This window comes from Shinella sp. (genome assembly GCF_049651085.1).
Classification (GTDB): Bacteria; Pseudomonadota; Alphaproteobacteria; order Rhizobiales; family Rhizobiaceae; genus Shinella.
Window position 1 is genome coordinate 679,208 of record NZ_JBASBL010000027.1, and the last position, 23,537, is coordinate 702,744.

Consider the following 23,537-nt stretch of genomic DNA (forward strand, 5'->3'; position numbering starts at 1 on the left):
GCGGTTCAGGGCGCCTCGAACGTTCCCGTGTCGAGGAAGGTCTCGATGGCGCGGCTCCAGGGGGCGATGTCGATGCCGTTCTGCGCAAGCCAGTCTGCATTGAAATAGGTGCCGGCATAGCGGTCGCCGCTGTCGCAGATCAGCGTGACGAGCGAGCCTTCGCGCCCTTCCTTCATCAGCGTTTGCGCGATGGTGAGCAGGCCGAAGAAATTGGTGCCGGTGGACGCGCCGACGCGGCGGAACAGGCGATCGGAGAGGACATGCGCGGCGGCGATCGAAGCTGCATCCGGCACCTTGACCATATGGTCGATGACGGAGGGGATGAAGGACGGCTCGACGCGCGGCCGTCCGACCCCCTCGATGCGTGAGGGCGTGGTGCAGGTCGTTTCCGCATCGCCGTTCTTCCAGGCGTCATAGAACACGGAATTCTCGACGTCGGTCACGCAGAGCCTTGTCGCAAGGTTGCGGTAGCGGATGTAGCGGCCGATGGTCGCCGAGGTGCCACCCGTTCCCGCACCCATGATCACCCAGGCCGGTACCGGATGGGTCTCGCGCTCCATCTGGCCGAAAATGCTTTCGGCGATGTTGTTGTTGCCGCGCCAGTCGGTGGCGCGCTCGGCATTGGTGAATTGGTCGAGATAGTGGCCGCCCGTTTCCGCTGCGATGCGCGCTGCCGTGTCGTAGACCTCAGCGGGACGGTCGACGAAGGCGCAGCGGCCGCCGAAGCGCTCGATGACGTCGATTTTGCTCTGGCTGGTGCTGCGTGGCATGACCGCGATGAAGGGAAGGCCGAGCAGGTCGGCGAAATAGGCCTCCGAGACAGCAGTCGAGCCGGAAGAAGCTTCCACCAGCGTCGTGCCCTTGCTGATCCGGCCGTTGCAGATGCCGTAGAGGAAGAGCGAGCGGGCTAGGCGGTGCTTCAGGCTGCCGGTCGGGTGGGTGCTTTCGTCCTTGAGATAGATCGAGATACCCTTGAGGCCCTTGAACACCGGGTTCACCAGATGCGTATCGGCCGACCGGCGTGCGTCCCCCTCCAGGATACCGATGGCATTGCGCGCCCAGGCCCGGTCGGCGCAGTCGAGCGAGGGAACGGTGTCCGGTTGAAAGAGGCTGGTGTTCATGCGTCGGTCCTTCCTGGGCATTTCGGATGTGCCAACTGTTTCAATCCGCTGGCGCGGCCATTTGCAAGCCTGATCCTTGCAGATGCATGCAGTATCGGCCAGCGCTTTTGAAGTTGCGTCGCTGATAGTCCGCCGGCGCAGGGCATGATGGACAAAACGGGCTCGACTATCTATCGTCCCGCCATGCTTCGGTTGCTGGTGCCCATCGTTACTGCCTTCCTGCTTGCACTGGTGTCCTTCACGGCGTCGGCGCATGAAACCGGCATGGCTGTCTCGACGTCGTTCGCCAGCCCCATGCCGTCGATGGATCATGCATCAATGCAGACTACATCCTGCGCCGACACCATGACCTGCGGCAATGTTGATCCCGGCCTGTGCGATCTCGTCTGCACCGGCGTCGGCGTGTTCCTGCCGCCCGCCCGGCTCGGTGCCGGCGTGCAGGCGGCGCGCGAGACCTATCTTCCCGGCCCCGAAACGGCCCTCGTCGCGACGCCGCCGGGCCTCGATGACCGCCCTCCCATAGCGCATCTCCCTTGAGCCTGCGGCAGGACCGATCCTGCCGTCCGTCAGTGGATTTTTGAACGGGACGCAATGTCCCGAGGTAACGCTATGAGACCAATTTTCAGCGGCTTCCCGGCCGCAAGCACAGTCACTTTCGCTGCATTCCGAAGCACTACCGTCGCCACCAGAGCGGCGCGGCAGGGGAGGATCATGCGATGAACAAGGGAAAGATTGCCGTTTTCGCCACCGTCGCGGCGGTGATTGCCGTTGCAGCCATCTGGACGCGGGGCGGGGAGACGTCTCCGCCGGCCGTTGCAAATGCCGGTCAGGCGGCGGCGGTGTCCGTCGCCGTTCCCGCCAGCTTCTCCGACGAGGCGAAGATCGGCGAGCGGGCGTTCAACGCCATCTGCGCCGTATGCCATGGCGTGAATGCCGCCGGAACCGACGTCGGCCCGCCGCTCGTGCACAAGATCTACGAGCCATCGCATCACGGCGACTTTGCCTTCGAGAGTGCCGTCACCAACGGCGTGCGCGCGCACCACTGGCAGTTCGGCAACATGCCGCCGCAACCGGCGCTGACGAAGGCCGACCTTCGTAGCGTCATCGCCTATGTGCGTGAACTGCAACGCGAAAACGGCATCCAATAGCCGGACAAAGACGGCCTCCCTTTGGGGGAGGCCGTCTTCGCGGTCAAACCCGCGCGATGTGAACCGCGCGTGGCAGGGAGGAGAGGATTTCAGGGCCTTCGGCGCGCAGGATGACGATGTCTTCCAGGCGAATGCCGAAGCGTCCGGGCAGGTAAATGCCCGGCTCGATGGAGAACACCATGCCTTCCTCCAGCACGGTTTCGGAGGTGGCGGTGATATAGGGCGGCTCGTGGCCATCGATGCCCATGCCGTGGCCGGTGCGATGCACGAAATACTCGCCATAGCCGGCATCGGTGATGACCTTGCGGGCGGCGGCATCCACATCACAGGCACGAACGCCGGGACGGGCCGCCTTCAGCGCCGCCTGCACGGCCTTCTCGACGATGGTGTGGATCTCGCCATAGCCTTCCGGCGGCAGGCCGACGACGGCCATGCGGGTAATGTCGGAGGGGAAGCCCGCTTTACGCCCACCGATGTCGATCACCACCGCGTCGCCTTCCTCGATCACCCGTTCGCTTGCCGAATGGTGCGGGAAAGCGCCGTTGCCGCCCGCCCCAACGATCCAGAACTGCGGCGAAGCGCCTTCGGAGGAGAAATGCGCGCGGATCTCCGTGGCAAGTTCCTTCTCGGTCATGCCCGGCTTAATGGCGGCAAAGGCCGCCTGCATGGCGCGGTCGGCAATGCCGGCATTCATCTTCAGCTTGGCATATTCGCTGGCGTCCTTGCGCATGCGCAGACCGCCGAGCGTTGCCGGCGTAAAGTCACGGCGCGTATCGGCCGGCAGCGCATCGATGAGCAGCAAGGCGAAGTCGGCGCGCATCGTTTCGTCGAGCGCGAGAAGACCGGGGGCTTCTGCGGCTATATCGGCAAGCGCCGCGCGAAGGGCCGCATCCGGGCCTTCGTCGTCGGCCCAGTTGTGGAAGGCGATGTCCGTGAATTCGCGCGTGCCCTCGGCATTCAGCGCCGGCATCAGGAAGGCTTCCTTCTTCGGGCCGATGAGAAGCAGGCAGGGGCGCTCGTCGGGATGCGGATGGAAACCCAGCACCCAGTCCATGTGGGAACCCGGCGCGATGGCGACGAGGCCTGTTCCGGTCTCGGTCATGCGCTGGCGCAGGGCCTTCAGGCGGGCGGCGGTCTGTTCGGTCATGGTTCTGTCCTCGTTCAGGAACGGTGTGGCCGGCGATGCCGGCCGCTCTCTCTTACAGGCTGACGCCATAGACCTCGCGGGCGCGTTCGGCGGTGATGTAGCCGTTGCGGATATCCTCGCGCACCAGGGCCGGATCGCGTTCCTTCGGATCGCCCACGCCGCCGCCGGCGCCGGTGATCACGCGGATCACATCGTCCTTGTCGACCCGGATGCCGGAGGCGAAGGCGTAGCGCTCGGCCTCGCCGTTCTTGCGCAGGACCATCGCATAGTTCGCCGAACCCTCGTTTCCGCCGTCGAGCGACCAGGGCAGGATGCGCGAGCGGGTATAGCCGAGCGTCAGGAAGGAATCGTCACGGCGAATACGGTAGTCGAGCCGGATGCCGTAGCCGCCGGTCCATTTGCCTTCGCCGCCCGGATCGGTGTTCAGTTCCATGCGGTCGACAACGAGGCCGTTGCGGGCTTCCGAGATTTCCGCCGGGCAATTGTAGGTCTCGCCGTGCACGCCGGAGAAGATCGCCGAATTGCCGTCACGGCCGTTGGAAGCGCCCCATCCGCCGATCTGCGGCTCGATGATCGTGTACTGCCGTCCGGTATCGGGGTGGATGCCGCCGATGAAGGTGCCGGCAATGGAGGAAAAGTGCCCGGCAGGCAGCTTTTCCGGCATGTGCGGGGCAAGGCAGCGCCAGACGAGGTCGTAGCCGCGGATGCCGATCTCGTAGTAGAAGCCGACGGCCGCCGGTTCCTTGGCATGGAAGCACGAACCCTCGCGCGTCAGCACCCGGAGCGGACGGAAGGAGCCTTCGTTGGCCGGCGAGGTCGGGTCGGTCAGCGCCTTGAAGATCACCTGCATGCTGACGAGCGTGTCGTCATAGCCGGCATTCGACGGGCCGGTGTCCTGATCCGGATTGTCCCGAAGATCGATGACGAACTCCGTGTCGGAGATCGTCACCTTGACGTTGAACATGCGCCCGTCGTCCTGCTCCTCGGTCAGTTCGAAGGTGCCGTGCGGGAGTTTCGCGAGCTCGGCAAGCGCGATCTTCTCGCCATGATCCATGAAGCTTGCCATCGCCGCCTCGAAGGTGGCGATCGTGTATTTTTCGGCAAGCTCGGCAAGACGCTTTGCGCCGATGCGCACGGAAGCGATGGCGGCCCAGAGGTCGCCTTCGAGGAAGTCGGGCATGCGCGAATTGACGGTGATGATGTCGAAGATGCCGGGGATCGCCTCGCCCTTCGAGATCATCTTGATGGCGGGAAGGCGCAGGCCCTCCTGGAAGATTTCCGTCGCATCGGCCGACAGCGAACCTGGCGACTTGCCGCCGACATCCGAATTGTGGGCGATGTTGGCCGTCCAGGCGATCAGCTTTTCACCGGCGAAGACAGGCATGCAGACGACGAGGTCGTTCAAGTGCGTGACGCCGCCATAATAGGGGTCGTTGGTGATAAAGACGTCGCCGGGCTGTATTTCACCGGGCTTGGCGAATTTTTCCAGCAGCACCTTCACCGACTTGTCGAGCACGCCGATGAAGCCGGGAATGCCGGCACCCGATGAGGCGAGGCGTCCCGCCGCATCGGTGATGCCCGTGCCCATGTCGAGCACTTCGTAGATGATGGAGCTCATCGCCGTCTTGCGCATGGCCGCGAACATTTCGTCGGCGGTCGCCTGCAGCGAGTTCTGGATGATCTCGAGCGTGATCGGATCGTGGGAAGTCGTCGTCATGTCCCGCACTCCTCAGGCTTTCAGGTGGATGTGGATGTTGCCGAAACCGTCGATCTCGACGCGGTTGCCGGGATGGATGACGATCGTCGTGCCCGGATCCTCGATGATCGCAGGACCAGCGAAGGCCATGCCGGGTTCCAGCTTTTCGCCGTCGTAGATCGCGGCCGGATGTACGCCTTCCAGCGCATAGTCGACCCTGCGCTCGCCCTTCTGCGCGGCGGAAGCAGGCGTCGCCGAAAGCGGCTTTTCCAGCATCTTCAGCTTGCCGACCTCGGCCGAGGCGACGAGGTGGATGCCGACCAGCTCGACGGGGGCGTCGAGGCGGTAGGTATATTCACGCTCGTAGGTCTCGTGGAAGGCGGCCTCGATGGCGGCAAGGCTCGCATCGGTGATCGCGCCCTCGATGAGGACTTCCGTCGTATGCTCCTGGTTCTGGTAGCGGAACTTGCCGTAGCGCAGGAACTTGACCTTCGCCTTCTCGACGCCTTCCTCGCCGAATTGCTGGTGGGCCAGCGCTTCGGTTTCGCTGAACAGGGTCTCGATGGCCGTTGCGGCATCGGCCTTGAGGTCGGCGAGCTTGGTGACGAAATAGTCACGGCGCAGGTCCGACATCATCATGCCCCAGGCCGAGAACACCGCCGCGCCGGCGGGGATGACGACCTTCTTCACCCCCAGCTCCATGCCGAGCGCCACCGCATGCATCGCACCGCCGCCGCCGAAGGCGACCAGCGTGAAGTCGCGCGGGTCGAAGCCGCGGTTGAGCGAGACGAGCTTCAACGCGTTGACCATGTTGTTGTTGGCTATGCGCAGGATGCCGCGCGCGACGTCATCGGTCGAAACGCCGAGTTTGCCGCCGACATCCGACAGCGCCTTTTCGGTCGCCGCCATGTCCGCGACAACCGAGCCGCCGCAGAAATAGTTGCGGTTGATGCGGCCGAGCCAGAGATTTGCGTCGGTGGTGGTGGCGCTGGTGCCACCACGGCCGTAGGCGGCGGGGCCGGGCATTGCGCCGGCCGATTTCGGGCCGACATGCAGCTTGCCGAAATCGTCGACCCAGGCGATGGATCCGCCGCCATTGCCGATCTCGACGAGATCGACCACCGGCACCATGATCGGATAGCCGGCCGACGTGCGGTCGCGCTCGATCCAGTAGTCCGTCATGATGCGGACCTGGCCGTCCTCGATCAGCGAGCATTTCGCCGTCGTGCCGCCGATGTCGAGCGCCAGAACGTTCGGCTCGCCGATCAGCTTGCCGAGTTCGGCCGCGCCCCAGAAGCCGGAGGCCGGGCCGGATTCGACCATGGTGATCGGGATCTTCTTGACCGATTCCAGCGAATCCACGCCGCAATTCGACTGCATGACGAAGAGGTTGCCGGCAAAACCCTTGTCGGAAAGCCCGTCATTGAGGCGCGTCAGGTAGCGCTCGGCCGTCGGCTGCACATAGGCGGACATGACGGTCGTGTTGGTGCGCTCGTATTCGCGCCATTCGCGGGTGATCTGGTGCGAGGCGACGGTGGCGATTTCCGGCCACAGGCGCTTGATCTCGGCAATCGTCGCCAGTTCATGGCTGGTATTGGCGTAGGAATGAAGGAAGCAGACTGCAATCGCCTCCACGCCGTCGGCGCGGAAGTCGTCGAGGATGGCAGGCAGGCCCGAAAGATCGAGCGGCGTCATCTCGACGCCGTGATAGTCGAAGCGGCCGGGCAGTTCGCGGCGCAGATAGCGCGGCACGAAGGGCTCCGGCTTCCTGTAATGGAGGTTGAAGAAGTCCGGCCGGTTGCCGCGGGCGATCTCCAGAGAATCGCGGAACCCTTCCGTGGTGATGAGGCCAACCTTGACGCCCTTGCGCTCGGTCAGCGCGTTGATGACGACGGTAGTGCCGTGGGCGAGGAAATCGACGGTCTTCGGATCGACGCCACCCTTGTCCAGCACGTTCAGCACGCCCTGCTCGAAATTCGGCGGGGTCGTGTCGGACTTGGCCGTGGTGATGCGGGCCTCGCCGGTCGCATGGTCCGTCTCGAAGCAGACGAGATCGGTGAACGTGCCGCCGACATCGGTCGCGACACGAATGGTCTTCTGGCTCATCGGTTTTCCTCTCTCTTCTGCTGGGCATGCAGCAGCATGCAGACGGCGCCGGGCAGCTTGAGCGCGTCGGCGGCGCGCACGCGCTCCTCGGTGTAATAGTCTCGCTCATGCAGGCAGTTCAGCGTGCCGATGACCTCGCCGTCGACAATGATCGGCACGTTGATGACCGATTCGCAGCCCAGCGACAGGATCAGCTCGTGGTCGTCGAAGACCTTGGCGATATCCTCGATCGTGTTGGCGACGAAGGTCTCCTGGCGATCCAGCGCGATCTCCGACCATTCGGTCTCGTTGTATGGCTTGGTGCCGGAGACCGGATAGACATCGGCCATGTTGGAATAGATACGCTCGGAAAGCTTGTCGGTCGTGTCCGAGGTCATGATCGTGAAGAGCTTTACCCCGACGACATCCTTGACCAGCTTTTCCAGCGCCGCATAGGCCCTGTCCGGCTGACCGCCGGCTGCGGCGACGGCTTCGACGAAAGCGTTGTAGTCAGGCATTTCCATTCTCTTGCTCCATGATGTGATCCCGGAGCGCCGCTTCTTCAGAGCTGACGACGGGAACCGCGCCGATCAGCCGGCGCGTGTAGGGATTTTCGGGTCGGGTGAAGATCGCGTCGGTCGTGGCCAGCTCGACCAGCCGGCCCCTTTCGAAGACGGCGACGCGGTCCGCGATGTTGCGCACGACCGAAAGGTCGTGCGTGATGAAGACATAGGTGAGCCCGCGGCTTTCCTTCAGCGCCTTCAGAAGCCTCAGCACGCGCGCCTGCACCAGCACGTCGAGCGCGGAGGTCGGCTCGTCGAGCACGACCAGTTCCGACTGGCAGGCAAGTGCGCGGGCAATGGCGACACGCTGGCGCTGGCCGCCGGAAAGGGCGGAAGGCGAACGCGTCCGGAACTCGGCGGGAAGGCCGACTTCCTCCAGCAGCTCCCCGGTGCGCGCAGTGCGTCCAGCCTTGTCGCCTATACTGTGCACGTCGAGCGCAAGGCGCAGCGACGCGCCGATGGAGCGGCGCGGATTGAGCGAGGAGAGCGGGTTCTGCTGGACGAGCTGGATCGCCCGGCGATGCTCCTGCGTTCGTTTTGCCGGCAGCGTCTCGCCCTTGAAGGCGAGATTGCCCGCCGTCGCGCCGTAGATACCGAGGATGATGTTGGCGATGGTCGACTTGCCGGATCCGGATTCACCGACGATGGCAAGGCATTCACCCTTCTCTACATCGAAAGAGACGCCGTCGAGCGCCTTGACGGTGCGCCCGTTCACCTCGAAATGCTTGGAAACGTTCGATACGGAAAGAAGCGTGCTCATGTGAGGAGTTCCTTCTCGCTGAAGCCTTCATGGGCGACGAGGGGCGCAAGGAACTGCGCCGGATCGTCCTCGATGTCGGGAATGCCGCCGCCGGTGATGCGCGGAACGGCGGAAAGCAGCGCGCGCGTATAGGGATGGCGGGGATCGTCGAAGAGCGCGGCGGTCGGCCCCTGCTCGACGATGTTGCCCTTGTAGATAACATAGACCCGGTCGGCGAATTCGCGCACCACGCCGAGATTGTGCGAGATGAACAGCACCGAGGTCTGGTGCTTTTCGACAAGCCCGGACATCAGCTTGAGCGTCTGCGCCTGCACGGTCACGTCGAGCGCCGTGCCGGGCTCGTCGGCCAGCAGCAGCGCCGGGTTGTTGGCGAGCGCCATGGCGATCATCACGCGCTGGTTCATGCCGCCGGAAAGCTGGAAGGCATAGGATTCCAGCACGCGCTCCGGCTCGCTGATGGCAACGTCCGCCAGCGCGGCGATGGCCTTGCGGCGCGCCGTCTCCTCGTCGAGGCCTGGCTGGGCCCGCTGCAACACTTCGCGGAACAGCGTGAAGATCGGATAGACCGGGTTGAGCGAGGAAGTCGGGTCCTGGAAGATCATCGACATGGCGGTACCGCGCAGCGCATGGCGCGAGGCGGGTTTGAGCGTTTCGAGGTTGGTGCCCTCGAATTCCACCGTGCCGGAGATGCGGGCCGACTTCAGTTGCTGGAGCATGCCAAGCACGATGCGCGCCGTCACCGACTTGCCGGAGCCGGACTCGCCGACCAGCGCCACGCGCTCACCCTTCTTGATGTGAAGCGAGATGCCGTGCAGCACGTCCACCATACCGGACCAGGTCTTGAAGCCGAGGCGCAGGTTGTCGATCCTGAGGGTAGGAGCCGTCATTGATCCACTCCGAGGATTTCGCGCAGCGCGTCGCCGATCAGGTTGAAGCCGAAGACGGCGATCAGGATGGCAAGGCCGGGGAACACGGTGAGCCACCAGCTGTCGGGCAGGTATTTCGCACCTTCCGCCACCATGGAGCCGAGGTCAGGGGTCGGCGGTTGCACGCCGAGGCCGAGGAAGGACAACGAGGAGGCGATCAGGATGACGAAGCCGAAATCGAGCGTCATCTTGGTGATGATCGAGGGGACGCAGTTCGGCAGGATCTCGCGGAACATGATGTGCAGCTTCGAGGCGCCGATGACTTCTGCCGCCAGCACATAGCCCTCTTCCTTCTCGGAGCGTGCGATGTTGTAGACGAGCCGGGTGTACCAGGGCCACCACATGACGGTGACCGCGATCATCCCGTTTGTCAGCGTCGGCTCAAGAAGGCCCATGATGGACATGGCGAGCACGAGCGGCGGGATCGACAGGAAGACGTCGGTAAGCCGCATCAGGAAATATTCCGTCCAGCCGCCGAGATAGCCGGCGGCAAGGCCGATGGCGACGCCGACCGGCACCGCGATGACCAGCACGACGATGCCAAGGATCAGCGAGATCCGGTAGGCATAGACGACACGGGTGAAGAGGTCGCGGCCGACGAGGTCGGTCCCGAAGATGTTCGGCCACTGGGGCGGCTGGTTGAAGTTGGCAAAGTCCACCACGGCGCCGACATGCTCGGGGAATGGCGTGATGAAATCGGCGAAGACGGCGGAGAACAATACGATCCCGACGAGGATCAGCCCTATCAGCGACAGCGGATTGCCGGTGAGGATGACGAGGGTCTTTTTCATGATGCCCTCTGCGAAAGCCGGATGCGCGGATTGATGATCGACACCAGGATATCCACGATGATGTTGACGATGAGGAACATGGCCGAGATGATCAGCACGGTTCCCACGATGGCGTTGAGATCCTTGCGCAGGATGACGGCGACGCCGTAGCGCGACAGGCCCGGCCAGGCATAGACGGCTTCCACAAGGAAGGCGCTGCCGAGCATGGCCGCGAAATCGAGGCCGATAATGGTGAGCGAGGGGATCAGCGACGGGCGGAAGGCGTAGCGCCGGGCGATACGCTTTTCCGGGAAGCCATAGGCCTCGGCCATCTCGATATAGGGCCGCTCATAGGTTTCCACCATGTTGGAACGCACGAGCCGGGCGGCCTGTCCTATGCCGGAAAGCGCCAGCGCGAAGGCCGGCAGGATCAGGTGCCAGACGGCGTCGGCAAAGGCCTTGAGGTTGCCCGCCAGCAACGTGTCGACCAGCATGAAGCCGGTGACGTTCGGCACCGTGAAGGTGTCGGAGAGGCGGCCTGCAATGGGGAAGAGCTTGATGAAATAGGAAAAGACCAGCATCAGCACCACCGCCCAGACGAAGGCGGGAGCGGAAACGCCGAGCATGGTCACCAGCCGGATCGTATGGTCCACCCAGCTGCCGCGATGACGCGCAGAAAGGATGCCGAGCGGCAGGCCGATGGCGATCATCATCAGGCCGGAGACGATGACCAGCTCCAGCGTCGCCGGCAGGAACTGCGCGATGTCGGCCATGACCGGGCGATTGGTGTAGAGCGAGACGCCGAGATCGCCGCGCGCGAGGTCAGCAAGGAAATAGCCGTACTGCGCGAAGAAGGATGCATCGAGATGCAGCTTGTCGCGTAGCAGGGCGACGGCTTCGGGCGTCGCATTCGGCCCGAGCGCAATGCGCGCCGGGTCGCCGGGAATGACCCGGGCAATGGCGAAGATCAGCAGCGATACCCCGATCAGGACGATCAACGAGGTACCCAGCCGCTTCGCAAGGAGGCGGATGAACGGTGACATGACTGGTAACCCTATGGACGGTTCCGGGCCGCGCGGGCGGCCCGGCGTGGCGTCTCGGTTATTGTTTCATTTCCATCAGGCGGAAGCTGAAGCCGAAGCCGGCAAGCGCGAAGGCCTTGGACGGATCGGAGAGCGCGGGAACGGACACCTTGTTCGACGCGGCGAAGACAGCGGTCTGGTCCTGCGCGAAGATCGACGGGGCAATGGCGACGAGGCGCCTGTTGGCTTCCTCGTAGACCTTGGTGCGTTCGGCCTGGTCGAGCGTCGTTCGGCCCTTTTCGAGCAGGGCGTCGACTTCGGCATCCTTCAGGTGCTCCGGCGACATCCATGTGCCGGCCGCGCTCGAATGGTACATCGAGTAGAGCAAGGTATCCGGGTCACCCGACATGGTGTTGACGAAGATCTGGCTGATGCTCGGCGTGTTCTCCGGCTTGGAGACCTGCTCGGTGAACAGCGCCCAGGGCAGCTTCTTCACAGTGGCCTTGATGCCGATCTCGGCGAAATTCGCCTGCATCAGCAGCGCAAAGCGCTCCTCGATCGGCACTTCGCCGATCCAGGTGAGGTCCACGTTCATCTCGTCTGGCTTGTATTTGCACTTGGCGAGGTGTTCCTTCGCCTTTTCGACGTCGCGCTTCAGAGGTTCGCCCGAAAGCGCGCCGAGCATGCCGACCGGCAGCGCACCCGTCGCGGGGCTGCCCTGGGCGACATCGCTGTTGACGGCGACCATCCTGATGCCGGACTCGTAGTCGAAGGCGTAGGAGACCGCGAGGCGGCATTCCACGTCATCGAAGGGTGGCTTTGCCGTGTTCAGCTTGATGTAGAATTCGGTCGTACCCTTCTCGGTGAGCAGCTGCGCGCCATCGGCGGCGAGAGACTTCAGCACTTCCGGCGGCAGCCACTGCGAGGAGATCTCGTGCTCGCCCTGGGCGATCAGCGTGCGCACGGTCGCCGCTTCGAGGCCGTAGCGCAGGCGCACCGTATCGGGCGCGGCAGCCGGGACCTTGAGGAAGAAGTCGGCATTCTTTGCCATGACCGTCTCTTCCTGAGGATTGTGCGAGACGATCCTGTAGGCGCCGGTACCGGCGGTGTTGGTGGAAAGGAAGGCCTGTCCCCAGTCCTTCATTTCGCCTTCGCCCTCGCCGAGATTCTGCATCACGAGCGCCTTGTCGACGATCGGCAGGCGGGTGAGGGCGGAAATGAAGGGGGCATAGACCTCCTTCAGCGTGAACTTCACCGTGCTCGCATCGACGGTCTCGGCCTTCTCTACGTTCTCGAAGAGATAGGACAGGCCCTGGCCGAGCGCGCGCATGCGGTCGAAGGAGAAGACCACGTCGTCGGCGGTCAGCGGATTGCCGCTCTGGAATTTCACGTCGTTGCGCAGCTTGAACGTGTAGGTCTTGCCGTCCGCAGTCTCGAAGGCGGCGGCAAGGAACGGATCGTGGCCGGGCTGGCCCTGCTTGGGAATGACCAGCGTGTCGTAGAGGTTGAACATCAGGATGCTGTCGGCATAGTCCGACGCCTTCGCCGGATCGAGTTCGCCGACGGGCGTTTCATCGAGGCGAAGCACGGTTTCGGCATTCGCATGGGCGCAGAAGGTCGTTGCGGCGAGCAGGGCTGCCGCGATTGTCTTCAGAACGGATGTCATTGCTGTTCCCTTGTTATCCCGAGGATTTGGATCTGGTTGTCTTGAGTGGCTTGGGCGCGCTGCGGCGGGCCGCGGAGCGCTTGACGACGAGGCTTTGCTCCGCCGGAGCGGAAAGCTCGCCGTCGCCGAAGACGTCCATGGTGCAGGTATGAAAGATGGTCGCCGGTTCGTTCGTGTGGTTCCAGGTGACGTGTGTCAGCGTCGAGGGGAAGTGGGCGGAATCGCCGGCTTCCAGAATGGTGCATTCGCCATCGATCTCGAGGGTCACGGAGCCCGCGACGACGAAGTAGATTTCCTCGCCTTCATGCGACATCGGCTCGCTTCGGAAACCCGGGGGCTCGTGGATCAGCGTCGAGCGCAGCACGTTGCCGGGGAAGGAGGCGGAGAGGCGCTCGTAGGAGACGGTGTTGCCGGGGGTGCCGCCGACGGCATAGACGGGGCGGCCTTCGTGCCTTGTGACGGGAGCATCGACGCGCGGGGTCTGGAAGAAGGAGCCCATCTCGGTCTTCAGTGCGCGGCAGACGGCGACCAGCGACGTCAGCGACGGTACGGTGATGCCGCGCTCGATCTGCGAGATGAAGCCGACGGAGAACCCGGCCGTATCCGCGACCTCCTGCAACGTCATTTTCAGCTCTCTGCGCCGCATGCGCAGACGCTCGCCAACGGCAGGACCAGTCCCCGCTTCAGGCTTTTCGACACTTACCACTACGCTCACCAGTTTTTTAGTATTTCTTCAAAACTGCGGACTCTCTTGGAGTTTGTCAACCGCATTTTTTTAGTCAGGCTAAAAACATGCATGGCCCGTGGATTGTGAGGCGACAGCTTGAGCGCGGCGCCCGACGCGCCGGATATGCCGTATGATGCTTATGGCGCGGCGGCGTCCAGGCCGAGAGAGGCCCAGAGGCCGTCGATACGGGCGGTGACGTCCGGTGTCATGGTCAGCACGCTGCCCCATTCGCGGTCGGTCTCGGTGCCGATCTTGGTGGTGGCGTCCAGCCCGAGCTTGCCGCCGAGGCCGGATTTGGGGGAGGCGAAGTCGAGATAGTCGATCGGCGTGTTCTCCACGACCATCAGGTCGCGGCTGGCGTCGAAGCGGGTGGAAAGCGCCCACATCACGTCCGGCCAGCTTTTCACGTCGATATCGCCGTCCACGGCAATGATCAGCTTGGTGTAGCTGAACTGCGGCAACATGGACCACAGGCCCATCATCACCCGCCGTGCCTGGCCCGGATAGCGCTTGTCGATGGAAACGACTATGGCGCGATAGGAGCAGGCTTCCGGCGGCAGCCAGAGATCGCGGATTTCCGGGAACTGGCGCTTCACCAGCGGCACGAAGAGCTCGTTCATTGCCTCACCGAGCCGCGAGGGCTCGTCCGGCGGCCTGCCGGTATAGGTAGAAAGGTAGAGCGGGTTCCGGCGCATGGTGATTGCCGAGAGCGTTATCACCGGGAAAGGTTCGACGGCATTGTAATAGCCCGTATGGTCGCCATAGGGGCCTTCGTCCGCCACCTCGCTGGCCGAGACGATGCCTTCCAGCACGATTTCCGCGCTGGCGGGCACGGGAAGGGGAACCGTCACGCCGCCGGCCGTTTCCTGCCGCCGGCCGCCGAGCACGCCGGCAAAGGCAAGCTCGCTCATGCCGTCGGGCAGCGGCATGACGGCGGAAAGGATCGTTGCGGGATCGGCGCCGATGACGATGGCCACCGGCATGTCCCGCCCGAGCGCCTGCCAGAGGCGATGGTGCCGCGCGCCGCCGCGATGGGCCAGCCAGCGGGCGATCAGCCGGTTCGGGCCGAGTTTCTGCATGCGGTAAATGCCGACATTGATATCCGAAGGGTCGTCCGGCGCGCAGGTGATGACGAGCGGCCAGGTGACGAGCGGCGCTGGCTCGCCCGGCCAGCAGGTCTGGATCGGCAGGCGGGCAAGGTCGAGATCGTCGCCGCGCCAGACAATCTGCTGGCAGGGCGCACGACGTGTCTCGCGCGGGTTCATCGACAACGCCGCCTTGAGATGGGGCAGCTTCTGCCAGGCATCGCGCAGCGAGCGGGGCGGGCGCGGATCGCGCAGGTCTGCAAGGAAGTCGGCAAGCTGCGGCAGGCCGCCGGCCTCCAGTCCCAAGCCCCATTCGATACGCTCGCGCGTGCCGAAGAGATTGGCGAGGAGCGGGATCGGCTGGATATTGCCCTGCGCATCGACCGGCCGTTCGAAGAGCAGCGCCGGGCCCTCTTGCGCCAGCACCCGGCGGTGGATTTCCGTCACGTCATGGACCAGCGAGACGGGCTCGACGATGCGCTTCAGCCGCGCGCGTCGCTCCAGCAAGGCGACGAAATCCTGAAGGTTGTCGAAACGGCGGGGAATGGGGGCATCGGCTTTCATGGGCTTCACTTGCCGGGGAAAAACGCCGCGGTCTTTGACCTGGCGCAAACTCCCCGAGCGCAAGGCTCCCTAGGGTCCGGCGGTTCGTTTCTCATGAAGGGCCACCCATGTCATCGCTTCCGCCGAGCCTTGCAAAACCGGTCGACATCGCTCCCCTCTGGCTGGTGGAGCTGGTGGCGCGCCACATTTTTTCCGGCGTGTTGAAGGCCCATCCCGATATTTTCGAGCGGCTCAATAGCTATCGGCAGACCCGCTACGGTTTCTCCCCGACCGACCTTCCGCTGCACTTCACGGTCGTTCCTGCATCGCGGACGCTGACGGTTTCGCGCGGCGCACCGCCGCTTGCCGATGCGCGCATCGAGGGGCCGCTGGTGCTGCTGCTCGGCCTGCTCGAAGGCCGGTGCGATGCCGATGCGCTGTTCTTCTCACGCGAGCTTGCCGTCACCGGCGACATGGAGGCCATGCTGGCGTTGCGCAACGCCCTCGATGACAGCGCCATCGACCTGCCGCGCGAACTCGGTGCGCTGGCAGGACCGTTTTCGCCGCTCATTGCCGGCACGGCGCGCTACATCCGCACACGGGCGCTTGAAGGAAGGGATATGACATGGAACTGATCTGTCCCGCCGGCACCCCGGCCGCTTTTCGCGAGGCGATAGAGGCCGGCGCCGATGCCGTCTATTGCGGTTTTCGCGACGAGACCAATGCCCGCAATTTTCCCGGCCTCAATTTCAGCCGAGAGGAAATGCGCCAGTCCATCGCGCTTGCCCGCAGCAAGCGGGTGCTGACCTTCGTGGCGCTCAACACCTTCATGCGGGCTGGTGACGAGGCCCTGTGGTATCGCGCGGCGGACGATGCGGTGGCGTTCGGCGCCGATGCGCTGATCCTCGCCGATTTCGGCCTTATGGCCTATGTCGCGGAAAAATACCCCGAGCAGCGGCTTCATGTCTCCGTGCAGGCCTCCGCCTCCAATGCGGACGCCATCCGATTCCTGATCGAGGCCTTTGGCGCAAAGCGCGTGGTTCTGCCGCGTGTTCTGACGGTGCAGGATATCGCCCGGCTGACGCGGCAGATCGATTGTGAAGTGGAGGTCTTCGCCTTCGGCGGGCTCTGCGTCATGGCGGAGGGCCGCTGCTCGCTTTCGTCCTACGCTACCGGCAAGTCGCCCAACATGAACGGCGTCTGCTCGCCGGCAAGCCATGTGCGCTACCGACCGGACGGCGCGGACCTCGTCTCGGAGCTCGGCGCCTATACGATCAACCGCTTTGGTCCCGGCGAGGCGTCCGGCTATCCGACGCTCTGCAAGGGCCGTTTCGAGATCGGCGACGTCGAGGGCTATGCCTTCGAGGACCCGGTCTCGCTGGATGTCATCGATCAGATCGATGCGCTGCGGACGGCGGGTGTTTCGGCGCTCAAGATCGAGGGGCGGCAGCGCGGCAAGGCCTATGTCGCCGAGGTGGTGTCGTCGCTGAAAAAGGCGCTCGATGCCGCGCCGGCCGAACGCAGTGCCCTGGTCGCGCGGCTGCGCATGATGAGCGAAGGCCAGCGCACCACGACGGGCGCCTATGACAAGCGCTGGCGATAGGAAAAAGCATGACAACGATCTCCAAGCCCACAATCAGCCTCGGGCCGGTCTACTATCTCTGGGATGGGCCGAAATGGCGCGACTTCTATTTCCGAATTGCCGACGAGGCGCCGGTGGAACATGTCACGCTCGGCGAGACGGTCTGCTCCAAGCGGCAGCATTTCAGCGAGCCGCATGTGGCCGAGGTGATCGAACGGCTGGAGGCGGCGGGCAAGCGGGTGACGCTCTCCACGCTCGCCATGGTGACACTGGAGCGCGAAAGCCGGCACGTGCGCGACCTCATTGCCGACAGCATTCACCCGGTCGAGGCGAACGATCTTTCGGCGCTCGGCCTCCTCAAGGGGCGGTCGCATTCCATAGGTCCGCTGGTCAACGTCTATAATGCGGCGACCGCACGCATGCTTGCCGCGCGCGGGGCGGACAATATCTGCCTGCCGCCGGAACTGCCGGCAGGGTCCATAAGGCAGATGCTCGCCGCCATGCCGGACTTTTCCTTCGAACTCTTCGCCTTCGGCCGGATGCCGCTTGCCATTTCCGCCCGCTGCGCCCACGCGCGGTCGAAGGGCCTGACCAAGGACAATTGCCAGTTCATCTGTGGCGAGGAGCCGGACGGCCTGCCGCTACGCACGCTCGACAAGCAATCCTTCCTCGTTCTGAACGGTGTGCAGACGATGTCGAACAGCTGTGCCGTGCTGATCGATGATCTTGGGCCGCTGGTGGAGGCCGGTCTTTCACGCGTGAGGCTCTCCCCGCAGGATTGCGACATGGTGCAGGTGGCGAACCTCTACCGCGCCGTCCTCGACGGCAGGTTGGCAGGGGAGGAAGCGCTCGGGGAACTGGCGGAGGTCTATTCGGGAGTGCGGTTTTCCAACGGCTTCCTGCACCAGGCGGAAGGTGCTGCCTGGGTTTCGCGCGGACGTAACGCGGCGATGGGGCAGGGCTGACCGCGGTCGGGCGCCGCCTTCCACGGCGGCGTCCGAAGGGTTTTCAGGCGACGATCCTGATCTTCCCCTTCATGTTGGGGTGATAGCGGCAATAGTAGTCGACCGTGTCGTCGGCGGTTACGACACGGGTCGCCGCCTTGCCGGGCGGGATGACCACCTCCCAGCCGCCCTTGACGGTGGCGGTGTGGGCGAAGGGATCCTTGTTGATCCATTCGATGGTCTCGCCCGCCTTCACCTCGATCTCGGCGGGCAGGAAGACGAGCTTTTCGATCGTCACATGGATCGTGCCATTGTGGGCGCGGGCAAGCGTGCTGCCTGCCAGAACGACCGCGCCCGTGACGAGCAATTGCCGCCGGTTGAGAAGGCCTGTGGTCATTTCAGGCCAGCCGCGACATGTTCGGCATGCTGCTGGTGGCCCTGGAACAGCTTCAGGCCGGTTTCCAGCAGGCCCTTCAGCTCGCCGTTCTGGGCGGAGGGGATCAGCAGCGTCTCCAGTGCGCCGTTGACCTGCTTGTGATAGGCAACCTCATTGTCGACATAGGCCTTGTCGAAGGCCGCGCCGTCGAGCTTGCCGAGTTCGGCGCGCTTTTCCTCTGCCGCCTTGGTGAGCGCCTGGCTGGTGGCATTGTCTTCCGGCGTCACGTTCAGCTTCTTGACGAGCGCCAGCGCCATGTCGTTGACCGCCGCATGGTCCTTCTGCATCGATTCCGCGAAGGCCTTGACGTCGGCGTTCTTGGTCTTCGACAGGGCAAGCTTGGCGGCTTCCACATCGATGACGCCGGCGCTGTAGGCAATGTGGGCGATCTGGGGATCGGTCGGCTTGTCGGCGGCAATGGCGAGAGTGGCGGTAAGCACGAGGCAGGCCGCACCGAGCGTGGAAATCAGGGTCTTCATCGGGTTCTCCTTGGCGCCGGGAATGAGCCGGCGCCTGTTTCGGTTGACGCAGCATTGGATGCCGGCCCGCCGGGAAGGTTCCCGTTATTCTTTGAGATCGAGTTCTGCGATGACGGCCTCCGTCAGCCGGTCGCAGCGCGTGCCGGCGAAGGGGAAGGCGTCCATCAGCACCGGGCCGATCTGCTCCTCCAGCCGGGTGCGGATCAGCTTGCGCGCGCGGTGGAGCCGGGTCTTCACGGTGGCGGCCGGCAGGTCGAGCAGGCCCGCTGTCTCCTCCACGCTGAGGCCCTCGATGACCCGGGCGACGAAGACGAGGCGGAAGGTTTCGGGAAGCGCGTCGGTCGCCTCCTCGACAAGATGGAGAAGCTGTCGCTGCGCCATGACGCGCTCCGGGTCGGCGGTGGTGGAGGAAAGCGGGAAGGGGATGATCTGCGCTTCCATGGTCGCGATTGGCGGGGCGGCCCGCTTCTGCCGTTTCTGCGCGCGAAGCCGCATCAGGGCGGCATTGAGCGCGATGCGCGACAGCCAGGTCGATAGCGAGGAGTCGCCGTTGAAAGTATCCAGGCTGGCGAAGGCGCGCAGATAGGCTTCCTGCAGCACGTCCTCGGCATCCGCATTGCTGCGCAGGACGGCCCGCACGAGCCGGTAGAGACGCTGGTTGTGGGTCCGGATGATCTGGCGGGCGGCGTCGGCTTCGCCCGCGCTGGCGCGGCGTATGAGCGCCGCCTCGTCATAAGCGGGCAGGAGGGTGGGGGGCTTCAGGGAAACTGGCATCGATTTTCTCCTTTCGGGATTGATTGGATGCCGGTCGTGCCGCAAGGTTCCCGTCTATTGTTTAGCGCGCCACCAAACCGCTGCGCTTCTTGCGGAATTGCTACGGCCGGTTTTTCACCGGCGCGGAGGGGATGACCTCGATGCGCTGGCTGCCGACCGTGCCGTCGGTTTCCACTACCGCCTGCCAGCGCCGGTTGCCGCAACGCACGCTGAGGCGCCAGCGGCCGGCATCCTCCCCTTCGCCGCGCTCGACGCGCGAGGCGACGAAGCCGCGCCGCATCATGTCGCGAAAGGTCTCCGTCGGCCAGCCGAAGCGTGCCGCGAGCATGTCGGCCGGCAACAGGAATTCCCCGGTCTCGTCGCGGCTCAGGGTGAGGGGTTCGGTGTTCGCCCGGGTCATTGCAGGGCCTCGCGGGAAATGGGCGCGATGCGCATGGAATCCTCGCCGCGGTTGAAGGCGATGGCGAGCCGGAAGGAATGGGCGATGCGCAGCGCCCGGTCGAGGAAGAGATCGGCCACTTCCGGCGGGCAGAGCCGTTCGACAGTTTGGCGGAACAGCGAGAGCCAGCGATGGAAATGCTTCTCCTGAAGCTCGGGAATGGCAAGGTGCGGCGATAGCGGCCGGCCCTCGTAGCGGTCGGTGCGCAGCAGCGTCGCCGACCAGAAGTCGCACATCTTGCCGAGGTGCACGGGCCAGTCCTGCGCTGCGATATGCCCGGTGAAGATCGGGCCGAGCAGGTCGTCCTCGCGGATATCGTCGTAGAAACCGTGCACGACGGCATGGACCATCGCCTCGTCGAGCACTTCCGGCAGCGGTTTGCCGTCGACGACGATGGTGCGTTTCGGTGCGGGTCTGCCTCTCATCGGATCGTCCTGTAAAAACCGGCTGGAATGCTTATGCGGCGTCTGCGTCGATGCCGAGCAGGGGGCCGAGCATGGCCTGGTTCTGCACGATGTCGGCGAGCGTGTATTTGTCGAGGACCGCCAGGAAGGCGGCGAGCGCCTCATGCAGCATGCCCTTCAGCCGGCAGGCGGGCGAAATAGCGCATGCGCGCCCTCCCGCCTGCATGCATTCGGCCAGTGAGAACTCCTCCTCGGTCGCCCGCACCAGCGCGCCGACGGGGATTTCCGCAGGCGCTTTGGCGAGACGTATGCCGCCGGTGCGCCCGCGCGTCGTCTCGACGAGGCCCAGATCGCGCAGCGTCTGCGCGACCTTGACGAGGTGGTTGCGCGAAAGCCCGTAGGCCTCGGCCACGTCGTTGACCGTGCACACGTGGCCCGGCCGCGTTGCGACATAGATCAGCATGCGCATGGCATAGTCCGTGTGAAGCGTCAGTCGCATCGGCAAATCCCCCAACGGGCGATAATTGGCATTTCAGATGTCACTTTTAATGTAAGGGCCCGCGCCGCGAAAGTGCAATAGCGTCGCAGCCCGAAAAAGGGCTCCAATGGAGTGGGCTACAGCGGTAGGGTGACGGGGTTGCGCTATGGTCAGCCGGCGCGCGGGATGCTGCTCTGCTCGTCGCTGACGAAGAGCGAAGTAACCGGCGACAGGCCGCGTTCTTCCAGCTGCGCTACGGCGCTCGCGGCGCCCTTCCGGTTGAACCGGCTTCCCAGAACGGCAAAGCTGTCCGCGCTCGCCTCCACCAGGGGAGCGGGCTTCAGCGGATCGAAGCGGCCGACATAGACGATGACGAGATCGAACACGTTGCCGCTTGCGGCCAACCAGTCAGCCAGCGTTCCGGTGTCGAGGCCGCGCCGGGTCGAGACGCGCGGTGAGCGTCGGCCGGCCGGCATCAGCCAGAGGCCGCGCGTGCCGGATGGGGTGATGTAGTCGCCTTCGATCCGCCGCAGCGAAATCGCGTCGAACAGACCGGGAAGGCCGACGGCGGAAGCCTGCCGGGTGAGGTTGGTCTCGGGCTCTGCATCCACCAGCAGAACCGCGCTACCGGCGCGGGCGGCGGTTCGGGCCAGCTGGAGGGCGGTCCGGGACGAGGTGCCTTGCGCCTGCGCGGCGTAAAGCACGATGGTGTGGTTGCTGCGGCCTTCCGCCTCCTGCAGGAACTGCTCGGCAATATCGGTATAACCGCCCTCGGCTATCCCCATGGACGGTGTCGGCCGCGCATCGCGCGGCGGGGTATGGGCGAAGTTGGGCTTGCGCGCGGATACCTTGCGCTCGGGAGCTTCCGGTTCCACAAGTACCCGCTTCGGCGTCCTGCCGCGGCGGATGCGGGCGAACAGCCGTTTCAGGAAATCGCCTCCGCCCGCGCGCTTTCGTCCGGCAGGACGGTCCTGCGCTAGCGCTGCTTGCTCGGGCAGCTTGCGGTCCCGCACGAGCGCGATGCCGCAACCGAACAGCATGCCCAGCACGGTTGCGCCGACAATGATGAGCGAGCGCTTCGGGCCGGCCTTGCCGAGCGGCGGCTGCGCGACCGAGATGATCTGCGGGTTTTCGCTGACGGTGCGTTCCTGACCGGAAAGCTGCCGGGTGCGCAACAGGAAGGATTCGTAGACTGCCCGGTCGCTCGCCAGCTTGCGTTCGAGTTCGCGCAGGCGAACCATCGACTGGTCGGCCTCGTTGAGCGTCGCCCTGAGCGTTGCAAGGTTGTTGCGCAGCAGCTCACGCTGGCTTTTCAGCTTTTCCCCGTTGCGCGACAGGGAGGCCGCGAAGTCCTTCAGCTGCTTGTTGAGGAGCGCTGCCACCGCCTGGCTGCGCGCCCTGGCGCTGAGGAGGGCCGGATGGCGGTCGCCATAGGACGCCCGCAACACGGATTCCTGCTCCTGGGCGGCTTGATAGCGCGTGCGCAACTCGATGATCGCCGGTGTCAGCGAGGCATCGGGCGTTGCGCGCAGGTAATCCGGGTTGGAACGGGCATGCGCCAGTTCGGAGATCAGCGCCTCGGACTCGGCGATGCTGGCCGAGATGCGGTTGATTTCGGTGTTCGTCTCGGTGATCTGCTGTTCGGAAGGCGTGCGTCCGCCGACATCGACCAGGTTGTGTTCGGCCTTGTAGGCCTGGATGGCGCGGTCGCCGTCCTCGACGGCCTTTTCGAGGTTCGCCAGCTGTGCCGACAGGTCCGTCGTCGCCTGCCGCACGAGGCTGTTGTTCATTTCGACGCGGGTCGAAATATAGGTGTTGGCGATGGCATTGGCGATCCGCGCGGCCTTTTCTGGATCGGCGGTCGTAACGGACAGGTCGATGACGAAGCTCGACTTGTTGAGCGTCGCGGCAATTGCGGCCTGGAGCGTAGCGAGGGCCCGCTGGCTGCGCTGTTGCGGATCGGGGTCATAGGGCTGGGCTGCGCCGAAATCCGGATCGTCGGCGAGTTTCTCCGATTCCACGACGGCTGAGAGAACCTTCACGGAGGTCAGAATATACTGCTGGTTGAGGGTGCGGGCTTCCGTTGCGCGGCTTTCGCCCAGGATTTCGCCATCGACGATGCGCGAGCCTTCCGGGTCGACCAGGATGCTCACGGTGGAAACGTAGTAGTTCTTGAGAAACTGCGAAAAGAAGACGGCCGCGCCGCCGAAGAGCATCGTGATGGCGACGATCATGAAAAAGCGGTTGCGCAGCACGGAAAATAGATGCGCGAAATCGATCTGCGGAACTGTGCCGGTGCTGTGAGCCTCCTCGTGCTCGGCATACGGGTGTGTGTTGTCGACCATGCTTGGTACCGTTCAGGCGATTTTCTGGGCGCGATCCGGAATCGCACCTGTTCGCCCGAAGCGTATTTTCAATGTGTTAAGATACCATTTACCGTAAATCTTCACATTCGGTATACGGGTGCACGATCGCGCGGGCGTTGTGAATTTTCTCAGGCCGCCGCGACGTTTGGTTGCTGTTTTGCCTCGTTTTTGTCGCCGTCGCGTTTCAGTTCGAGGAGGTCTGCGAGCTTTCGGGCGGCCTTGTCCCAGGTAAAGGTCTGGGCATGGGCCCGGCCGGCCAGGCGCATGCGGGCGGCGAGCGCCGGATCGTCGGTGAGGGCGCGGATCTGTTCGATCCAGCGCTCGGCATTGTGCGGGTCGGCGGTCAGGGCGGCATCGCCGCACACTTCCGGCAGCG

General features: G+C 64.5%; 24 protein-coding genes and 1 pseudogene. 5 read left to right on the forward strand and 20 right to left on the reverse strand.

Annotation, left to right across the window (positions count from 1 at the left end):
* Nucleotides 1-5: 5 nt before the first annotated feature.
* On the reverse strand, nucleotides 6-1,121 hold the full coding sequence (locus tag WA950_RS20480) for a PLP-dependent cysteine synthase family protein (protein ID WP_424553565.1): 1,116 nt from the start codon (nucleotides 1,119-1,121) through the stop codon (nucleotides 6-8).
* A gap of 144 nt (nucleotides 1,122-1,265) precedes the next feature.
* Here WA950_RS20480 and WA950_RS20485 point away from each other — a divergent pair, with 144 nt between their 5' ends.
* On the forward strand, nucleotides 1,266-1,658 hold the full coding sequence (locus WA950_RS20485; protein ID WP_424553566.1) for a hypothetical protein: 393 nt from the start codon (nucleotides 1,266-1,268) through the stop codon (nucleotides 1,656-1,658).
* 179 nt (nucleotides 1,659-1,837) lie between these two features.
* Nucleotides 1,838-2,269: a c-type cytochrome gene (locus WA950_RS20490; RefSeq protein ID WP_424553567.1), complete on the forward strand. Its 432-nt coding sequence runs from the start codon at nucleotides 1,838-1,840 to the stop codon at nucleotides 2,267-2,269.
* Nucleotides 2,270-2,312: 43 nt separating this feature from the next.
* On the opposite strand, the gene WA950_RS20495 is transcribed toward WA950_RS20490, so the two are convergent.
* The 11 genes from WA950_RS20495 to WA950_RS20545 form a co-directional block, all read right to left on the reverse strand.
* Nucleotides 2,313-3,416: a M24 family metallopeptidase gene (locus tag WA950_RS20495; protein WP_424553568.1), complete on the reverse strand. Its 1,104-nt coding sequence runs from the start codon at nucleotides 3,414-3,416 to the stop codon at nucleotides 2,313-2,315.
* Between the two features lie 52 nt (nucleotides 3,417-3,468).
* Nucleotides 3,469-5,133 carry a hydantoinase B/oxoprolinase family protein gene (locus tag WA950_RS20500; RefSeq protein ID WP_424553569.1) on the reverse strand — a complete coding sequence of 555 codons (1,665 nt, stop codon included), beginning with the start codon at nucleotides 5,131-5,133 and terminating at the stop codon, nucleotides 3,469-3,471.
* Nucleotides 5,134-5,145: 12 nt separating this feature from the next.
* On the reverse strand, nucleotides 5,146-7,218 hold the full coding sequence (locus WA950_RS20505) for a hydantoinase/oxoprolinase family protein (RefSeq protein ID WP_424553570.1): 2,073 nt from the start codon (nucleotides 7,216-7,218) through the stop codon (nucleotides 5,146-5,148).
* The gene (locus WA950_RS20510) at nucleotides 7,215-7,721 is read right to left on the reverse strand and encodes a GAF domain-containing protein (protein WP_424553571.1); all 507 of its coding nucleotides are present in this window, start codon (nucleotides 7,719-7,721) and stop codon (nucleotides 7,215-7,217) included. Before WA950_RS20510 ends, WA950_RS20505 begins: the two co-directional genes overlap by 4 nt.
* Nucleotides 7,708-8,520 carry an ATP-binding cassette domain-containing protein gene (locus WA950_RS20515; protein WP_424553572.1) on the reverse strand — a complete coding sequence of 271 codons (813 nt, stop codon included), beginning with the start codon at nucleotides 8,518-8,520 and terminating at the stop codon, nucleotides 7,708-7,710. The genes WA950_RS20510 and WA950_RS20515 overlap by 14 nt, the downstream gene beginning before the upstream one ends.
* Nucleotides 8,517-9,407: an ABC transporter ATP-binding protein gene (locus WA950_RS20520; protein WP_424553573.1), complete on the reverse strand. Its 891-nt coding sequence runs from the start codon at nucleotides 9,405-9,407 to the stop codon at nucleotides 8,517-8,519. The genes WA950_RS20515 and WA950_RS20520 overlap by 4 nt, the downstream gene beginning before the upstream one ends.
* Nucleotides 9,404-10,237, reverse strand: coding sequence for an ABC transporter permease (locus tag WA950_RS20525; RefSeq protein WP_288081813.1), 834 nt, complete (start codon nucleotides 10,235-10,237; stop codon nucleotides 9,404-9,406). The genes WA950_RS20520 and WA950_RS20525 overlap by 4 nt, the downstream gene beginning before the upstream one ends.
* The gene (locus WA950_RS20530; protein ID WP_424553574.1) at nucleotides 10,234-11,259 is read right to left on the reverse strand and encodes an ABC transporter permease; all 1,026 of its coding nucleotides are present in this window, start codon (nucleotides 11,257-11,259) and stop codon (nucleotides 10,234-10,236) included. Before WA950_RS20530 ends, WA950_RS20525 begins: the two co-directional genes overlap by 4 nt.
* Before the next feature lie 58 nt (nucleotides 11,260-11,317).
* The gene (locus tag WA950_RS20535; RefSeq protein WP_424553575.1) at nucleotides 11,318-12,904 is read right to left on the reverse strand and encodes an ABC transporter substrate-binding protein; all 1,587 of its coding nucleotides are present in this window, start codon (nucleotides 12,902-12,904) and stop codon (nucleotides 11,318-11,320) included.
* A gap of 13 nt (nucleotides 12,905-12,917) precedes the next feature.
* Nucleotides 12,918-13,619 (reverse strand): helix-turn-helix domain-containing protein, encoded by a 702-nt coding sequence (locus tag WA950_RS20540; protein WP_424553576.1) that lies wholly within the window; start codon nucleotides 13,617-13,619, stop codon nucleotides 12,918-12,920.
* Nucleotides 13,620-13,768: 149 nt separating this feature from the next.
* Nucleotides 13,769-15,280 (reverse strand): UbiD family decarboxylase, encoded by a 1,512-nt coding sequence (locus WA950_RS20545; RefSeq protein ID WP_424553577.1) that lies wholly within the window; start codon nucleotides 15,278-15,280, stop codon nucleotides 13,769-13,771.
* Between the two features lie 107 nt (nucleotides 15,281-15,387).
* Between WA950_RS20545 and ubiT the strand changes: the two genes are divergently transcribed.
* Genes ubiT through ubiV form a run of 3 tightly spaced genes read left to right on the forward strand, consistent with a single transcriptional unit; the run spans nucleotide 15,388 to nucleotide 17,806 of the window.
* Nucleotides 15,388-15,894, forward strand: coding sequence for a ubiquinone anaerobic biosynthesis accessory factor UbiT (gene ubiT / locus WA950_RS20550; protein WP_424553578.1), 507 nt, complete (start codon nucleotides 15,388-15,390; stop codon nucleotides 15,892-15,894).
* A complete protein-coding gene (gene ubiU, locus WA950_RS20555) occupies nucleotides 15,885-16,862 on the forward strand; it encodes a ubiquinone anaerobic biosynthesis protein UbiU (RefSeq protein ID WP_424553579.1) in 978 nt (325 codons plus the stop codon). The genes ubiT and ubiU overlap by 10 nt, the downstream gene beginning before the upstream one ends.
* Nucleotides 16,863-16,870: 8 nt before the next feature.
* Nucleotides 16,871-17,806, forward strand: a complete 936-nt coding sequence (ubiV, locus tag WA950_RS20560) for a ubiquinone anaerobic biosynthesis protein UbiV (protein ID WP_424553580.1) — start codon at nucleotides 16,871-16,873, stop codon at nucleotides 17,804-17,806.
* 43 nt (nucleotides 17,807-17,849) lie between these two features.
* Here ubiV and WA950_RS20565 read toward each other — a convergent pair whose 3' ends face one another.
* The 8 genes and pseudogenes from WA950_RS20565 to WA950_RS20600 form a co-directional block, all read right to left on the reverse strand.
* Entirely contained in the window at nucleotides 17,850-18,182 is a 333-nt protein-coding gene (locus WA950_RS20565; protein ID WP_424553581.1) for a cupredoxin domain-containing protein, read from the reverse strand.
* On the reverse strand, nucleotides 18,179-18,700 hold the full coding sequence (locus WA950_RS20570) for a DUF4142 domain-containing protein (RefSeq protein ID WP_424553582.1): 522 nt from the start codon (nucleotides 18,698-18,700) through the stop codon (nucleotides 18,179-18,181). Before WA950_RS20570 ends, WA950_RS20565 begins: the two co-directional genes overlap by 4 nt.
* Nucleotides 18,701-18,784: 84 nt before the next feature.
* On the reverse strand, nucleotides 18,785-19,474 hold the full coding sequence (locus tag WA950_RS20575) for an RNA polymerase sigma factor (RefSeq protein WP_424553583.1): 690 nt from the start codon (nucleotides 19,472-19,474) through the stop codon (nucleotides 18,785-18,787).
* 100 nt (nucleotides 19,475-19,574) lie between these two features.
* Nucleotides 19,575-19,874 carry a DUF6522 family protein gene (locus WA950_RS20580; protein ID WP_424553584.1) on the reverse strand — a complete coding sequence of 100 codons (300 nt, stop codon included), beginning with the start codon at nucleotides 19,872-19,874 and terminating at the stop codon, nucleotides 19,575-19,577.
* Nucleotides 19,871-20,338 (reverse strand): group III truncated hemoglobin, encoded by a 468-nt coding sequence (locus tag WA950_RS20585; RefSeq protein ID WP_424553585.1) that lies wholly within the window; start codon nucleotides 20,336-20,338, stop codon nucleotides 19,871-19,873. The genes WA950_RS20580 and WA950_RS20585 overlap by 4 nt, the downstream gene beginning before the upstream one ends.
* A gap of 31 nt (nucleotides 20,339-20,369) precedes the next feature.
* Nucleotides 20,370-20,816 (reverse strand): Rrf2 family transcriptional regulator, encoded by a 447-nt coding sequence (locus tag WA950_RS20590; RefSeq protein ID WP_424553586.1) that lies wholly within the window; start codon nucleotides 20,814-20,816, stop codon nucleotides 20,370-20,372.
* A 149-nt stretch (nucleotides 20,817-20,965) separates the two neighbouring features.
* The gene (locus tag WA950_RS20595; RefSeq protein ID WP_424553587.1) at nucleotides 20,966-23,140 is read right to left on the reverse strand and encodes a GumC family protein; all 2,175 of its coding nucleotides are present in this window, start codon (nucleotides 23,138-23,140) and stop codon (nucleotides 20,966-20,968) included.
* A gap of 149 nt (nucleotides 23,141-23,289) precedes the next feature.
* Nucleotides 23,290-23,537: pseudogene (locus WA950_RS20600) on the reverse strand (hypothetical protein); the annotation flags it as partial.